The sequence below is a fragment of the Chitinophaga solisilvae genome, from assembly GCF_009928525.1.
GTDB classification, from domain to species: Bacteria; Bacteroidota; Bacteroidia; order Chitinophagales; family Chitinophagaceae; genus Chitinophaga; species Chitinophaga solisilvae.
Map to the genome: position 1 here is coordinate 197,714 of NZ_JAABOK010000007.1, position 16,001 is coordinate 213,714.

Below are 16,001 nucleotides of genomic sequence, written 5' to 3' on the forward strand. Positions count from 1 at the left end.
TATAGTTAAAAAATAGGTGCCTCTTACTTCTTTACTCCCATGGAACGTAATATTTCCTCGCTTTTATCCAGTTTGGGATCTGAAAAGATGATGGTGGTGCCGCCGGACTTATCCAGTACAAAATCATACATTCTGCTGGCAGACAGCTTCTGTACGGCATTGTATACTTTATCCTGGATAGGCTTTACCAGCTCCTCCCGCTTCTTGAAAAGATCTCCTTCATATCCGAAACGCTTCTTCTGCAGGTCTTTTGCATCTTTCTCCCTTGCTACAATCTCCTCTTCCCGCTTGCGTTTCAGCTCTTCTGTGAGCATAACCTGTTCAGCCTGATAGGACTTGTACATTTTATCTACCTCCTGGAACTTGGCATCTATTTCCTTCTGCCATTGCTCCGCTACTGCATCCAGTTTCTTCTGCGACTCCTTGTACTCCGGGATATTCTCCAGGATATATTTAGTATCTATCACACAATAGCGCTGTGCACTTACTGCGCCGCTCATGGCTAATACAACAGCTGCTGTAATAAATAGTTTTTTCATGCTACTATGGATTTTAATTGCAACCACCGGAAGCCGGTTAATCTTGCAATATATAAATTTATTTCACAATTATTCTGGTTCGAAGCCCAGCATAAACGTAAACTTAGCAGCGTCTTTCAGACCACCGCCCGGCTGCATACGGTCAAATCCTATACCATAATCAAATCCAAGCAGACCAAACATCGGCAGGTAGAAGCGCATACCTATACCAGCAGAGCGACGCAGCCTGAAAGGATTGTAATCTTCCATGGTACGGTAACCGTTGGCTGCCTCCAGGAAGGCCAGACCAAAAATGGTGGAACTAGGATTCAGACTGAACGGATAACGCAGCTCCATCACATATTTGTTGAATACGGTGAAACCTTCGTAACCCAGCGGCTGACCGGTTTCCGCATTCATGTGCGGATCGGAATAGTAGTACACCGGATAACCTCTCTGGGAAATGATGTCGCGGTCATAAATCGCGAAGTTACTCAGACCATCGCCTCCCAGCTCAAAGCGGCCAAACGGCGACAGCGTGGTGCGGTTGTTGTAACGGCTGATATAACCAAATTTCGCGGCCACTTTCAACACAAAGGTTTTGTTATCGCTACCCATCGGACGGCTCAAAGGCACATACCATTCAGCGTTGAAGCGGTATTTCTGGTATTCAATGAAGTTAAACTGTTTGGATTTAGGCTCTAAAGTATAGTCCTTACCCGGATTGAACAGGGAGTATGGCGGCGTATACTGGGCAGACAACATGAAGTTGGAACCACTGCGCGGGAAGATCTGCTGATCCACGGAAGAACGTGCCAGCGTGAACTTCAGGTTAAGGTTGTTGGATGTACCGTTGTCAAAACCGGCAATACCAAAGTAGTTATAGTTCTTCAGCTTGTACTGCTGATAGTTCAGCGAGTAAATCAGCGTAAAGAAGTCATCCGGCCATTTCAGCTGCTTACCAAGCGATACGGAAGCACCCAGTACCTTAAAGTGACCGTCTGTTGTCTGCGTATTCTGCGTGTAGTAGTTGCTGTAATAGTTACTGTAGGCATATGGGTTCTGATAGCTGCTGTAGAAGCTCACAGAGAACTGGTTCCTTTTCTTTCCGCCCAGCCATGGCTCAGTGAATGAGAAGTTGTAGGAACGGTATGCCTTACCGTTGGAAGATACGCGTACGGAAAGTTTCTGACCATCACCGCTGGGTAACGGATCCCAGGTTTCCTTGCGGAAGATGTTACGCAGGGAGAAGTTGTTGAAAGTCACACCCAGCGTACCGGTCAGGCCAATATAACCACCCCATCCGGCAGACAGCTCCAGCTGGTCGTTGGCTTTTTCTTCCACGGTATAGTCAATATCTACGGTACCATCCTGTACATTAGGCACCGGGTTCATACCTATCTTCTCCGGGTTGAAGAAGCCCAGGTTCGCGATCTCACGGTTGGAACGGATCAGGTCAGCACGGCTGAACTTTTCGCCGGGGATGGTACGCAACTCACGACGGATAACGTGTTCGTTGGTTTTTTCGTTACCGGCTATACGTACTTCCTTAATGGTGGCCTGCGGGCCTTCGCGGAGTCTGATTTCATAATCGATGGTATCGCCGCGGATACCGATTTCCACCGGGTCGATCTGGAAGAAGAGGTAACCATAGTCCATGTAGTAACCGGTGATATCACCGCCTTCCTGCGACATTTGTTTACCGAGTCTTTTCTCCAGCAGTTCCAGGTTATATACATCTCCTCTCTTGATACCGAGGATACGGGTCAGTACAGAATCGCTGTACCGGGTGTTCCCTTTCCAGGTGATGTCTCCGAAGTAGTATTTCTTTCCTTCGGAAATCTGCATATCAATGTTGAGGTTCTTTGTTCTGGATTTGTAGGTAGTATCTCTGGTAATCAGCGCGTCTCTGTAACCTCTGGAGTTATAGAAACCGATCACTTTACCTTTATCCTCGTTGTATTTGGTTTCGTTGAACTTGGCGGAGCTGAACAGTTTAAAGCGGAAATAAGGGTCCAGCTTTTCCAGTGCCCTGGTAGGCTGCAGGTACCCGTAGGTTTGCCAGAAATCGTCTGCCTGCGCGAGGGAGTCAACATACACATGTTCTGTATCCGGGTAGAGGGTCATGCGGGTACGTTCTTTGGTACCCTTCATTTTTTTCTTCAGCCTGGAGTCAGCAATGTTGTAGTTGCCCACAATATTGATATTATCGATACGCACCTTATTGCCTTTGTTCACGAGGAACAGGAGGCTTACGGCGTTAGCCTGGCCGGCGGTATCTCTTTTTTCTTCGATTCTGATGGTAGCGTTGCCAAACCCTTTATCGGCGTAGAACTTGTGGGTAGTACCGATAACGTTTTGCTTGAGGCTCTGGCTGGCTACATTTCCTTTACGCAGACCGGCTTTGGTAGCGATATCGTCTGCTTCGGATTTTTTAATTCCCCTGAAAGAGAAGCTGCTCATACGCGGCATTTCTGTCAGTCCGATTTCGAGCCAGATTTTGTTGTCTTCGATTTTGGTGACGTAAATGGTTACATCGGCAAATAACCTTTGAGACCAGAGGCTTTGAATGGCTTTGGTGAACTGGTCGCCGCCCGGATATACCACCTTATCGCCTACGCTGAGCCCGGAGAGCTGCAGCAGCAGGGACTTGTCCAGGTACTGGGTACCGGCAACGGTGATATCGGCAATTTCGTACTGTTGCGGAGTTCCCATGCTGAGCGGAGACACGGCCGGCGGATTAGCGGGGGGCTGTACAGGAGGTACGGTATCCTTCTGTTGGGCGGATACACGAATCCCTGCACTGCAACATAATGCTATAGCCAGGAGGCCCTTAGGAAATAATTTCTTCATTCTGCTGAATTTGTTCGCTTGTTTTGCCAAAGCGCCGTTCTCTGGTTTGGTAATTTAAGATGGCTTGATAAAGATGTTCATTGCGGAAGTCCGGCCAACGGGTATCTGTAAAGTACAGTTCCGCGTAAGCCAGCTGATATAGTAGGAAATTACTGATCCGGCATTCTCCACTTGTACGGATCATGAGTTCCGGGTCCGGCAGACCGGCAGTACAGAGATATTTCTCCCATACTTCCGGAGTAACTGTAGCCGGGTCCAGCTTTCCATTTTTTGCATCCTGTGCTATTTTCTGGGCCGCATTCACAATTTCCCACCTGGCGCTGTAGCTGAGGGCCATAATGAGGTTAAGGCCGGTATTGTGGCTGGTAAGCGCAATAGCCTCTTCCATTTCCTGCTGACATTGGGGCGGCAGCATTTCCATGTCGCCGATAACACTCAGCCTGATATTATTTCTGGATAACGTGTTCACCTCCTTGCGGATGGTATTTACAAGCAATTCCATGATGCCGTTTACCTCATAAACCGGGCGGTCCCAGTTTTCTGTGGAAAACGCGTATAGGGTCAGGTAGCCGATGCCAAGTTCTGCACAGGTAGTAACGATGGTGCGCACACTTTCCACCCCTTCGTGATGCCCGTACAACCTGTCTTGTCCACGCTCCTTAGCCCAACGGCCGTTACCATCCATGATAATGGCAATGTGGCGCGGTAACCGTTGTAAGTCTAATTTATCCTTCAAGCTCATTTGTGTCAGGCGTATTATATCAGATTTAACAGATTTACTAAAAGTGTGCAAAGATACAAAAATAGAGTAATGACTTTTTTAGCAAAACATAAGAGGGGGTTTTAACGTAGTTTTAACAGCGAACTCAATACCAGTGGGAGTTTGAGGAAATCCGGAGGTAGAAGCGGGCAGTTCAAAGGCAAGAAAAGGCTGCCCGTAGAATGTATATTACGGCTATATTAAAATTTACAGTTGTAAGATGTGAAAAGAATACTTAATGTGAGCTCTATGGTGATGTACTGATCCTTATCCCGGCTGTTGCCGCGCTGGCGGTCCTTTACGCCGATAGGCGTGCCCCAGACGCCGGATCTGTCCTGCAACTGGTAGGCTACGCTGGGCTGCCCGTTGGATAACGGCGGAAATGCCGCCTGCCCGGCGTAAGTGGTACTCACATCATCCAGGTAATCCGTTCTGGTAAAGCGATACAACCCTTCCAGCCCAATGTTAACTTTTCTTGATATATTATATTTGAAACCCACCCCCAGCAAAAATGCAAAAGACACCGGTCCGTAAGGCTTTCTTTCCGGATACAGCGCCGTTCCCTGCCCTTCTGTCCGCATGGGCTGCAGGTAGATCTTCTGCCCGTTCAGGTAGGTATATGGATTGAAATAAAACGCGCTGGCGCCACCGGTGAGGTAAGGCGAAAAGCGGTAGTTCAGCGAACCCGGCTCAAAGCGGAAAAAGTTAAAATCGCCCTGCAATGCCAGCTCCCACAGGTTGGTATTGAAACTCAGATTTCTCCGGCGCTGAAACTCGTTGGTATTATACACATCAGAATACCCCAGCTGCATAAACCGGCCATGGGCGCGTACCCCCACGTAGTCGTTCATGTATTTCCTGTAATAGATACCAATAGCGGGCTTTAAAGTATTTAAAGCCCCGCGGGGGTTCAGGTCACCAAAATATTGCGCAGCGCCTACAGAAATGCCCAGCTCCCCTACATATTCTACCTCGTTCTGCGCCATTGCCTTGTTGGCAACCAGCGAACCGGCTACTAACAGTAACGATAACACGATTTTCCCGGGATATAAAAAAGGTTTCAGCATAAATCAGTTCTACTTAAACGCAAAAATGCCGGATTTATTTAATGTGTGACTGATCATTATGCTAACAGCAAGTAAACAACGGCCTAACCACAGGCATAATAGAGATTACAATCAGCAGGCAATATATTTGTAAATGTAACAATATATTTGTTAGAAATGAAAAACCGGCATCATATTTTAATCTGATTGCGGGCATCTATCCCCCACAGCAATTTATTCCGGAGGGTATGCAGAAAATTACTTTCATCCAGCCGCAGCAGGCTCAGTTTAAATTTTTCTTTTTTGATAGCCAGCAACACAGTACTGTCGATCGTTTCCATACGGCTGTCCAGCGTACACAGAAACTGATCGCTCCTCCCCTCTACCTCAAAGGAAATTACGCTCTCATTGGGCACTATAATAGGCCTTACGTTGAGGTTGTGCGGCGCCACCGGGGTAATGACAAAGCTGCCTGCATCCGGGAAAACGATAGGTCCGCCGCAGCTGAGCGAGTAACCGGTAGAACCTGTCGGGGTAGACACAATAAGGCCATCGGCCCAATAGGTATTCAGGAACTCCCCGTTCAGGTAGGTATGGATCTTCACCATGGCTGAGGTATCCTTCTTATGGATGGTAAATTCATTCAGCGCGTAGGGAATATCGCCGAACAGCGGCACATTGGCATCCAGGTGTATCAGGGAACGCTGATCCACCACATAGGTACGGTCCAGCAGGGCCTGTACCAGCGAATGGATCTCATCTTTCCCGATACTCGCCAGGAACCCCAGGCGCCCGAAATTAATTCCTACCACGGGAATATTGGTATCTCTTACATAACAAACGGTATCCAGCAGGGTACCATCTCCGCCCAGACTCATCAGGAAGTCAATTTTTCCCGGCAGATCCTCCGCGCAGGAAAACAGTGCCGGCGGATGCTCAAACGGGATATACTGTTCCAGCGTCCTGAAAAATGGTTCATAAATCATGGCGGTTATCTCTGCCCGCTGCAATTCATCCAGCAACAACCGGATATTTGCAATATCTTCTGTAATAAATCCCCTGCTATAGAGTGCAACCTGCATGGAGTGTACTTTTAAAATGGAACTGATGAATGTTAATTACGAATTGCGAATTACGAATTACGAATGTAGAAGCGAAGAGCTAAACGAAGATTAAAGCGAATATTTTATAATTATCACCTTTAATCTTCGTTTAGCTCTTCGCTTCTACATTCGTAATTCGCAATTCGTAATTCGTAATTAATCATCCTTACATATCAATGCTTGTGTGTAAAAATAGACCTTTTTGACCTAATTGGTTAATGCTGTATTCGATGCGGAGGCAGGTGTCGTAGAAGGATACGATGTCGAGGCCTATTCCGCCGGAGTAGAGGAAGCGGTTGTTGAGGAAGCCGTTGCCGGGGAATTTGCTGTAGGCGTAACCACCGTCAGCAAAGGCTTTCGCGAGGATGCGCACAGGTACGGAATTGAATTTTTTAGGAACGATGGGCAGTTTGAATTTGAAGGACAGCATTTCCTGGCGGAGGGAGGATTTGAGAATTATGAAGCTGGTGCCATCTATTACGTAATATTCCAGGCCGCGGAGGTAGTCGTCTGCATAACCCAGGGCCTGCTGGTTGATGTAGGGTTGTTCGGCGGAGAATTTCACCTGGCCGCGCATGCCGAGGGCGGCGTATGTTTTGCGTTTCACCTGCCAGTACCTGGCCAGGTTGAGGCGGAAACGCACGTCGTCAATATCGCTGAGGGGGCCTATGCCGCGTTTGGAGGCTTCGCCCATGATACTGATTCCCTTGAGGGGATATACCCAGCTGTCTGCCTTAATATAACTCACGCGGTAGGTAAGATCCAGGTAGCGCACGCTGGTACGGCCTTTCCCCAGGTAATTGGGATTCAGGATGGCAACGGAGTCGGCTACACGTTCAAAGTTATAGTTCAGGAATACCTGGTGCCGGGTATTGATGGCCTTCCGGTAGCTGTAGCGGAGGCCGATGGTATATACCTGGCGGAGGAATTCATCTTTTCTGAAAAAGTGCTGTTTGTTATTGCTAGTGCTGTCGTTTACCTCACGGTTCCGGCTATACGAGAAAGAGATACCCAGGCCGTGACGGAAGCTTTTATCGATATAGGGAAGGTTGTAGGACACCGCGATGCGCTGTGTATATCCGAACTGGAAAGCTGCGTCCAGAGCGTCATTACGGCCGGTCAGATTTTCCTGTGTGCCTTTAACCCCCAGGTTGATGCGGTCCAGGCTACGCCCCTTTTCCACCCACCACTGGTTAAAGTTGCGGTCGGCCAGCTTAAAGATGGGGAAGGCGAAGGTGTACCAGCGTTCCCATACTTCAAATACGAGGTCGGCATTGTTACCTTCCCAGTTTTTGATATTGGCGGTGGCATTCAGGAACAGAGAGGTATTGAGCAGCTGCTTGCGGCGCTCTTCCAGGGTTTCGGCGAGATCTTTGAGGTAGATGGTATCGCCGGGAACCGTACTGATTTCCCTAAGAATGATAGAGGTGCGGGTTTTCTTATTACCGGTGATGATTATATTTCGTACGATGAGGTAACCGGAATCCTGTGTGACGGCAGGTGTAGAATTGTTACCTCTTGTACGGCATCTTGCGGTGTCCGGCCATATCAATCCCAACAGGCATATCAATCCCATCATGTAATAACAGCATTTCAGCATGTAGGCCCTTCTCTCCTGATTTAGTTAAGTTGACGATTGTTGCTACGGAAGGTAAACAACTGTAGGAAGATAATCAAAAATAAATCGTGAAATAATCATTACATGCTGATATAGTTCATCAGCAGATCATAATTTTTCTTGAGGAGGTCTTCTTCCTGTTCTTCGGAGAAGATGTATTTGATGGTGTAGTTGAAGCGTTCGTAGGTAGCTACGAGGGAGTGGAGTTCCTGCCGGTTGGTTTTGAGGAGTACTTCAAATTTGCCGGTAGCCGCATCGGTAATGGTATTGACGCTGAGCAGCGTTACATCATTGGATTCAGCGATACGTGCAATTTCGCTGAGGCTGTAATCGCGCGGGTCCATTTCCAGGGCCAGGATACCGCCGGCTTCGCGTGCGCCGTTATATTGAGCCAGCGCTGCCAGCAGGTTATCTTTTGTGATAATACCCAGGTATTCATTCTCCTTGGTTACCACGGGCAGCGCTGATAATTTAAATTCATAGAATAACTTCAGCGCCTCGAAGAGGTGCGCCTGTTCCATGATAGCCGGCCTTGCGGCGCCGTTGAACTGGATAGACTGCAGCAGTGCTTCCGGATCTTCCAGATCCATGATCTGATCTTCTTCTACCAGTGCTGCATACTTATTATCCACCACCATCGGGAGCTGCGTCAGATGATATTCATTCATCAGCCGCAACGCCCTGGTTCCTGCATCCGAAGGCTGCAGAATAGGCACTGTAGATATGAGTTCCCTGGCTATCATTTTCGTGTATTCTTACACAATAATAGCAAAGAATCTCCCAACAGAAAAAGAAATTACAGGCACTGAAATACGGCTGCACCCGGAAAGGGCGGTCAGCAGCGGCTCCGAAGCTCTTATCAGGCAGGATTATTTTTCAGCTTTTCCAGAAAGGCATGCAGGATTTTGTTGAACTCATCGGGAACTTCCATCATAGGCGCATGACCACATTTGTCAATAAACTGCAGTTCTGAATTAGGTATCAGTTTTTTGAATTCTTCTCCTACCATAGGCGGAGTTACGGTATCGTTATTTCCCCAGATCAGGAGTGTAGGTTGTTTAATATCCTTGAGTTCATCGCCCAGGTTATGGCGGATAGCTGATTTTGCCAGGGTGATGATTTTGATCACCTTCAACCGGTTATTGACGATTTCGAACATCTCATCTACCAGTTCTTTGGTAGCGATTTTCGGATCGTAAAAAGTAAGTTCTGCCTTTTTACGGATGTATTCGTAATCCCCTCTTTTAGGATAGGTTTCGCCCATGCCGTTTTCAAACAAACCGGAACTGCCTGTCAGTATCAATGACTTTACGGGCGCTTCAGGATGTTTGAGCAGGTATACCAATGCCACATGACCGCCGAGGGAATTGCCCAGCAGATGCACGTCTTTATAGCCTCTGGCCTCAATAAACTTATGCACAAACTTAGCCAGCCCGCCTACAGATGTTTCCAGGATGTTTAAATCATACAGGGGTAACATCGGTATCACAACCCTGTTATATTGCCGGAAGTATTCGATCATGTGCGAGAAATTACTCAAGGCACCAAAAAGTCCGTGCAATAATACAAGTGGTTCTCCTTCTCCTTCTTCTATGAAACTAAACTTACCCTGTGTTTTGATTTCGTAATCCATTGCCAAATCTTGAAAGTCAATTTTACGCTAAAATAATTCTTTTTATTAATCTAAATACTGTTTGAAATGAGTTAAGCAGACGGGATATGTGTTGCTGCCCTCTCAAAAAACGACTGTAGCTGGGAAAAAATATCTTTAAAAAATGGCATCCAGGATCCCATGTGCTGCACTACCCACGGGCCAGTGTTTTCAATATAAGGATATACTACAGATTGCAGTTTTGTTTCAGGACTCAGCAGATATAGCTGGTTGGCCCCCCACAGTATTACACTGTAAATTATTATAAATATCACACTGTACAGTGCAATTCCTCCCAGTTTATTCAGCCAGCCCATCATCACCAGCTCTACCAGCTTCTGTAAAGCGCTGGCGCCCAGCCTCACCAGTAATACCACGCCTACAAACAGGCATACAAAACATAATACCGGCACCCAACGGGAATGCATATCCCAACGCTGCTGTACAAACAGGGCGGAAGCGGCAGATAACTTCAGGGCTACTGCCATTCCCAGCAAAACCGCCACCAGAGAGAAAACAGCCACAATCAACCCGCGGCTGTACCCTTTATAGACGGCAAACACCATGATAATGGCGAAAATGATATCAATCGACAATAGCGGTACGCTTTAAGAAGACAGCTATCAGCAGCATGGCTGCCAACAGCTGACCTGCTATTTAAGAAGTTCCTTCACCATGGCTGAAATGGCTTTGCCATCTGCTTTACCTGCCAGTTGTTTGGTGGCGGCACCCATCACCTTGCCCATATCGGCAGGAGAGCTGGCGCCAACGGCAGCGATGATGTCTGTCAGCGCAGCCTTCAGTTCTGCCTCATCCATCTGTTTAGGCAGGAAGCGCTCTATAACAGCCAGTTCCTCTTCTTCTTTCACGGCCAGGTCTTCCCGGTTCTGCTGGCGGAAAATTTCCAGGGAGTCCCTTCTCTGCTTGGCGAGTTTCTGTAACAGCTTTGTTTCATCTGCTTCAGTCAGCTCACCATTACCGCCTTCTGCTGTTTTGGCCAGCAGGATAGCAGCCTTGATAGCGCGGAGGGCGCGGAGGTCAGCTTCTTTTTTACCCAGCATCGCAGTTTTGATCTCTGCGTTGATATTTGTTTCTAATGACATATGGCTACATTTAATGGATTATTTCGCTTCTGCATTTTGTTTTTCCTGGAATTTCTTGAAGAAATCCTTCGCAAAGGCACGCAGGTCGTCTGCCTGATCTTTGTATTGTGTGGCCCTGGCGTAGGTATCTGCCATGGTCATCATCGTCTGAAAGAAGAAATCGGCCATTTCATCCACCATCATGTCTTTTGTCCACAGGTCAATACGCAGGGCTGCCTTTTCTGCATGGTCCCAGAAGGCCACCATCATGGCTTTTGCCTTAATCATACGCTCTTCCTTATTATCGGTGGCGCTCCATTCAATTGTTTCCGGTACTTTATTTTCATCCAGACCTACTTCGATCTGTATAGTAGATTTTTTACCCATATCTTTCTGTTAAAGCGCAAAAATAACTATCATTTAGGGATTTTCCGTCCTAAGAAACGAGGACGCTCCATAATCCTTCGGCTGCCTGCTCCCAGCTGTCACGCGTTTTAACCGGGGAATCCATGGCCAGCAGCCTGGATCTCAGCTGCTCGTCCTTATAAAGCAGGCTCATTTTTTCGGCCAGATCGTCCACATTGGCAGGATCCGTATATAGCGCCGTATCACCGCCGGCCTCTCTTGCCGCTACGCCTTCCAGCGCTATCACAGGCACTTTGCAGCGTTGCGCGGTATAGATCGGATAAGGCAGCCCATCAAAGCGGGCAGGATAAATAACGGCATAGGCCGCTCCTGTCAGCCGCGCCAGCGCAGCCTCATCCAGGTTCTCCAGCATCACCACATCCTGGCGGAACTTAAAGCTCTGCAGTGCAGCCTGTATTTCAGCGCCCGCCGTTACGGCCTGGCCGGCAATCACCAGCTTCAGGTTGGTACGCTGCCGCTTCTTCAACGCGGAAAAAGCCTTGAACACCGGAATAATATTATTACGCGGATGCACGCTTCCCGTTACCAGGAAGTATTCCACTCCGCCTGAAAATTCTTTTTTGGCCGCTTCCCGCGCTTCCCACTCCAGCGGCTGATAAAGCCTGCTGACACCCGTTTCCAGCTGCGCTACCTTTGATTCCAGCGCCGGCGACAGGCGCTGCAACTCATCGGCCGCTGTACCCGACAGCACGGCTATACGCTGCGCACGTACCAGATAACGGGCAATATGTTTCTTCATAAACTGCTGCTGCCGGTAAGGCTGCAGCCCTGCATCCTTCAGAAAAGACAGGTCGCGGATCAGCAGCACTGCCGGTATCTTACTGCGCAATGGCAACATCCCGTCAAGCCCCAGATATACATCCGGACGGAAAGGCTTCATCGCCCGCGGCAACTGCCATTCCAGCCACCAGTACAGATGCCATGCCTTGTTCCCTTTCGGAGGCAGCACCACAGTGGTCACATTTGACGGAAAAGTAAGACGGGCAGGCACCTCCCCATCAAAGAAAAACACAAACTGATGTCCCGGCTGCTGCCGGCACATGGCAATAATAATATCTGTAACCACCTGCCCCGTATCGGCAGGCATATCCTTTCTCAAACAAGCGGCATTAACAGCAATTTGCATAAACTATAACGTTTGCCAGCCCGCAAACCTACAATTATTTAATCATTTGGTTATTTGAGATTTGGTTATTTGAAATGCAGCGGAGATCTTAGCGAAATTGTATTCGCTTATACCTCCGCTGCATTTCAAATAACCAAATCTCAAATAACCAAATAACCACATTAACTGGACTTATTCGTAATAAGGAATTCCTGCGGGGTGCTGATGTTGGCGGTATTGCCGAGGGAGCTGAGGGTGATGGTAACCTTGTAGGTTTTAACTTCTTTCAGGTGTTTCAGTGTGATATTGAAGGCGCCTGTTTTTACATCCGGTATGGCGTCCTGGGCCAGTGGTATGCCGGCAGGGTCTGTGACTACATTGAGTTTCACACGTACGCCCTTTTCCGGGACCTTTGAAATTATTTTTACCTGAAAGGTGAAGGTGCTGTCCAGTGCTACGTTGGCTGTGCCTGCGGTGACGCCGGAAAGCTCAAATTTCAGCACTTCCTCTTCCACAGGGGATGGCGGCGGCGTATCGCCGCTATTTTTCTTCTTGCTGCAGGCCATGATACCGGCTACAGCCACTAATAAACAGAGGAACAAAGGTTTTTGCAATAACATATGACCAGGTATGAGATGCAATAAAATTATATTTTTTTTATATGCAAATCAAATTTTAGTTCTTACGTCCAGGGCGTCGCGGAGTCCATTGCCCAACAGGTTGAAAGCCAGTACCAGGAGCATGATGGCTACGCCGGGAGCCAATGCCAGCAAAGGGTTATGGGTGATGATGAAATTGTAGTTTTCCTTGATCATCAGCCCCCAGGAAGGTTGCGGCGGCTGCACTCCCACTCCCAGGAAGCTGAGGCCTGCCTCCACCACGATGGCGGTGGCGAAGTTACCGGCTGCTACCACCATCACCGGGCCCAGTATATTGGGCAGTATATGTTTTACAATAATTCTTGCATGTCCGAAACCCAGTGCTCTTGCGGCTTCTACAAACTCCAGTTCCCGCAGTCCCAGGATCTGTCCGCGGATGATACGGGCTACGCCCACCCATAATGTGAGCCCTACGGCAATGAACACCTGCCAGAAACCTTTTCCCAGCGCCAGCGTCAGCGCAAATACCAGCAGCAGTGCCGGCATGGACCAGATAACATTCACCAGCCACATCACGGCTTCGTCGGTAGCACCTTTGAAATAGCCTGCCAGCGCGCCCATCAGCACCCCGATGCTCAGGGAGATAATTACCGCAATACATCCCACCCCCAGGCTCACACGTGAGCCTACCAGCAGGCGGCTCAGAATATCGCGGCCAAACTTATCAGTCCCCAGCCAGTAGGTGACCGGGAAAATGCGATGCCGGGAAATCTGCTCCTGCAGTTGCGTCATCGGTGCAGACACGGCTTGCCTTCTTCCGTACCAGATATCTTCCAGATAATATTTTTCTTCCCTGCTGGTCGTTTCATCTACATAACGCTGTACTACCAGCATACTATCCTTAAACTGCCAGGAACGTACAGGCGTCCACGTTACGTCAGACTCCTGCCCGTACAGCAGCCGGCGGAAAAATGACACCTGCGCTACCGGCTGTTCCTTCTTTACAGCCAGCATGTGTATACGAAAACCCGGCCGCTGCCCTTCCACCTCCAGCACCATGCGGTTGGCATCGGGGGTATTGTCCGGCGCAATGAGATAAGCCGTGATGCTGATGAATACCGCTATGGTAATCACCACCAGCCCCGCTATAGCGCCTTTGTTTTTTTGCAGCCGTTTCCAGGCAGATTGAAGATCAGACAACTGAAACAGATTTTAGTTTACCTGCCGGCCCTTCCACTGATAACTTCCGAATTTTCCCAGCCAGCCGGCAATAACAATATAAGGAATATGAAATAACTGTCCGGGTATAAACCAGAGCAACAGCTCCGTTTTATGGAAAAAGCGCGCTACGGGTATAAGAAAATATAATTCCAGCGTCACCTTGAACAGGAGCAGGATCAGGAATGCCGGCCACCAGGCAGGATGCACCAGGGCAATGATACCCGTTATCAACATCCCTACATTGAACAGGTACACCAGCAGCAGCACCCAGGTGATACGTTTGTCGTCATATTTATCGGCTTTGGACGACCAGCGGATACGCTGGTTCATGAAGTCTTTCAGGGTATCTACCGGTAACGTACGTACGATAACTTCTTCATTTTTCAGGTACATCACCCGGTCGGGGTAAGCGCTGTAAATTTTATACATCAGCAGCATATCATCTCCCGAAGCAATATTATCGATACCTGAAAATCCGCCGACCTCATAAAAGGCTTCGCGTTCGTAGGCCAGATTGGCGCCGTTGCACATAGCGCCGGCGCGGAGCCAGGCAGCAGCGCCGGTAATGCCCTGCATGGTCATAAAATCCAGCGACTGTAATTTCCTGAAGAAGTTGTGCTCCTTGTAGAAGCTCACGGGGGCAGCAATAAATTTAGGGCGGCGTTTTTCATAAAACTGTACCATTACTTCTATCCAGCGCGGGCCCATCACGCAGTCTGCATCTGTGGTCACAATCAGCTGACCGGTAGCCTGTGCCACTGCTATTTCAATCGCCTTCTTTTTGTAGGAATTGAGCCGCTCGGTAGCGCTCAGGTGGTCTTTCAGCTGCAGCAGGTGAATATTGGCGGCGCCCGATGCTATTACTACTGCGGCTGTATCGTCTGTAGAAAAATCATCGATTACAATCACTTCGAGCATATCCGCAGGATAGGTCTGTGCCTGCAGCGCTTTCAGCAGGGCGGGCAGGTTGCCGGCTTCGTTGCGTGCGGGAATGATGACGGTAACCTTTGTGCTGCCGCCGGAGTGGATCGCTGCCGGGAACACCGGTAATTTTTTCCAGCCCAGGCTGTACCACAGCATCAGTACACCGTATCCCAGTGCCAGCGCAATTACTATTATAAGAAAAAAATACATCCGGGTTTAAAGATTAGTTTTAATAATGAAGCCTGTCTGTGGTGTTATAAGCTGATGGCCTCTTTCCAGGATCAGTATGTTGCAGGGGAAGGAACCGTCTGCGAAACGTTCTCCCAGCACCGGGGGAATCACGCGGTCATACTTTCCGAATATCAGCAATGTCTGAACGTTATACCGGTGCAATAATTGTTTGCAGCGCTTTTTATCCGGCATCATTTTCCGCATCATGGTCCAGATATGATATACCTGTTCTCTTTTTTTCGGCTGGTCCATTCTGTTCTGTACAAACCGGAAGATGCTCTGGTTAAGGAATCCGGCTTTTCTCCATGTTTTCAGCAGGAAGAAAAATAACCGGGGATGATAAGTATTATATTTAAACAGCTTATTTCCGACGGTGGTTTGGGTAACGAACATATGCCAGGGATTGTTGCGGAGGCCGTCGCCGGCCAGCATCAGCAGATGATTGATACGGTCTGCCATTGTTTCCGTCAGGCACAGTGCCAGCCGCCCTCCCATACTGTATCCGAGCAGCGAGAACCGGTCTTTCCCGAAGTGCTGTAATACCAGTGAGATCAGCTGCTGCAGGTCATTTTTCTCAAACACCCGCTGTTCCTGCCATTGGGTAAGGCCATGCAGCGGCATATCCAGCGCAACAACCGTGAACGTATCTCCCAGCCCTTCTTCCAGCGGAGCGAAGCTCGCCGCAGTTTCACCAAAGCCATGCAAACAGATAAGTAACTGACTCCCTGTACCATAGCTGATACCATGGAAGCGGCTTTGTAAATATGGCAGGTAAAAATCATTCATAAAGGGGGGACAATGATAGTGAAAATTATAACGAATTACGAATGTAACCGTATCTCAGGGCGGATAATCACTAAAAAT

The 16,001-nt window shown here is 48.5% G+C and carries 16 protein-coding genes; all 16 read right to left on the bottom strand.

The window, feature by feature from the left end; translation table 11 throughout:
- Nucleotides 1–23: 23 nt before the first annotated feature.
- Nucleotides 24–539 carry an OmpH/Skp family outer membrane protein gene (locus GWG06_RS16325; protein ID WP_127041556.1) on the bottom strand — a complete coding sequence of 172 codons (516 nt, stop codon included), beginning with the start codon at nucleotides 537–539 and terminating at the stop codon, nucleotides 24–26.
- Nucleotides 540–608: 69 nt separating this feature from the next.
- On the bottom strand, nucleotides 609–3,371 hold the full coding sequence (locus GWG06_RS16330) for a BamA/OMP85 family outer membrane protein (RefSeq protein ID WP_127041554.1): 2,763 nt from the start codon (nucleotides 3,369–3,371) through the stop codon (nucleotides 609–611).
- Complete coding sequence (locus tag GWG06_RS16335; RefSeq protein WP_127041552.1) at nucleotides 3,352–4,113, bottom strand: isoprenyl transferase; 762 nt, start codon at nucleotides 4,111–4,113, stop codon at nucleotides 3,352–3,354. Before GWG06_RS16335 ends, GWG06_RS16330 begins: the two co-directional genes overlap by 20 nt.
- A gap of 218 nt (nucleotides 4,114–4,331) precedes the next feature.
- Nucleotides 4,332–5,198, bottom strand: coding sequence for a type IX secretion system protein PorG (gene porG, locus GWG06_RS16340; RefSeq protein WP_127041550.1), 867 nt, complete (start codon nucleotides 5,196–5,198; stop codon nucleotides 4,332–4,334).
- A gap of 170 nt (nucleotides 5,199–5,368) precedes the next feature.
- The gene (locus tag GWG06_RS16345) at nucleotides 5,369–6,259 is read right to left on the bottom strand and encodes an NAD kinase (protein ID WP_127041548.1); all 891 of its coding nucleotides are present in this window, start codon (nucleotides 6,257–6,259) and stop codon (nucleotides 5,369–5,371) included.
- A 187-nt stretch (nucleotides 6,260–6,446) separates the two neighbouring features.
- Nucleotides 6,447–7,859 (bottom strand): POTRA domain-containing protein, encoded by a 1,413-nt coding sequence (locus GWG06_RS16350; protein ID WP_160714490.1) that lies wholly within the window; start codon nucleotides 7,857–7,859, stop codon nucleotides 6,447–6,449.
- Between the two features lie 119 nt (nucleotides 7,860–7,978).
- Nucleotides 7,979–8,641, bottom strand: a complete 663-nt coding sequence (locus GWG06_RS16355; protein ID WP_127041544.1) for a CBS domain-containing protein — start codon at nucleotides 8,639–8,641, stop codon at nucleotides 7,979–7,981.
- A gap of 116 nt (nucleotides 8,642–8,757) precedes the next feature.
- Nucleotides 8,758–9,531: an alpha/beta fold hydrolase gene (locus GWG06_RS16360; RefSeq protein ID WP_127041542.1), complete on the bottom strand. Its 774-nt coding sequence runs from the start codon at nucleotides 9,529–9,531 to the stop codon at nucleotides 8,758–8,760.
- A 71-nt stretch (nucleotides 9,532–9,602) separates the two neighbouring features.
- Nucleotides 9,603–10,145 carry a CvpA family protein gene (locus GWG06_RS16365; protein ID WP_127041540.1) on the bottom strand — a complete coding sequence of 181 codons (543 nt, stop codon included), beginning with the start codon at nucleotides 10,143–10,145 and terminating at the stop codon, nucleotides 9,603–9,605.
- 57 nt (nucleotides 10,146–10,202) lie between these two features.
- Nucleotides 10,203–10,652 carry a GatB/YqeY domain-containing protein gene (locus GWG06_RS16370; protein WP_160714492.1) on the bottom strand — a complete coding sequence of 150 codons (450 nt, stop codon included), beginning with the start codon at nucleotides 10,650–10,652 and terminating at the stop codon, nucleotides 10,203–10,205.
- A gap of 18 nt (nucleotides 10,653–10,670) precedes the next feature.
- Nucleotides 10,671–11,018, bottom strand: a complete 348-nt coding sequence (gene gldC / locus GWG06_RS16375; RefSeq protein ID WP_127041536.1) for a gliding motility protein GldC — start codon at nucleotides 11,016–11,018, stop codon at nucleotides 10,671–10,673.
- A 49-nt stretch (nucleotides 11,019–11,067) separates the two neighbouring features.
- Nucleotides 11,068–12,156: a glycosyltransferase gene (locus tag GWG06_RS16380; RefSeq protein WP_160714494.1), complete on the bottom strand. Its 1,089-nt coding sequence runs from the start codon at nucleotides 12,154–12,156 to the stop codon at nucleotides 11,068–11,070.
- A 188-nt stretch (nucleotides 12,157–12,344) separates the two neighbouring features.
- Nucleotides 12,345–12,782: a hypothetical protein gene (locus GWG06_RS16385; protein WP_127041532.1), complete on the bottom strand. Its 438-nt coding sequence runs from the start codon at nucleotides 12,780–12,782 to the stop codon at nucleotides 12,345–12,347.
- Between the two features lie 48 nt (nucleotides 12,783–12,830).
- Nucleotides 12,831–13,961: an ABC transporter permease gene (locus GWG06_RS16390; RefSeq protein WP_235938382.1), complete on the bottom strand. Its 1,131-nt coding sequence runs from the start codon at nucleotides 13,959–13,961 to the stop codon at nucleotides 12,831–12,833.
- 12 nt (nucleotides 13,962–13,973) lie between these two features.
- Nucleotides 13,974–15,116: a glycosyltransferase gene (locus tag GWG06_RS16395; protein ID WP_160714496.1), complete on the bottom strand. Its 1,143-nt coding sequence runs from the start codon at nucleotides 15,114–15,116 to the stop codon at nucleotides 13,974–13,976.
- A 6-nt stretch (nucleotides 15,117–15,122) separates the two neighbouring features.
- On the bottom strand, nucleotides 15,123–15,923 hold the full coding sequence (locus tag GWG06_RS16400) for an alpha/beta fold hydrolase (protein WP_127041526.1): 801 nt from the start codon (nucleotides 15,921–15,923) through the stop codon (nucleotides 15,123–15,125).
- Between the last annotated feature and the right edge of the window lie 78 nt (nucleotides 15,924–16,001).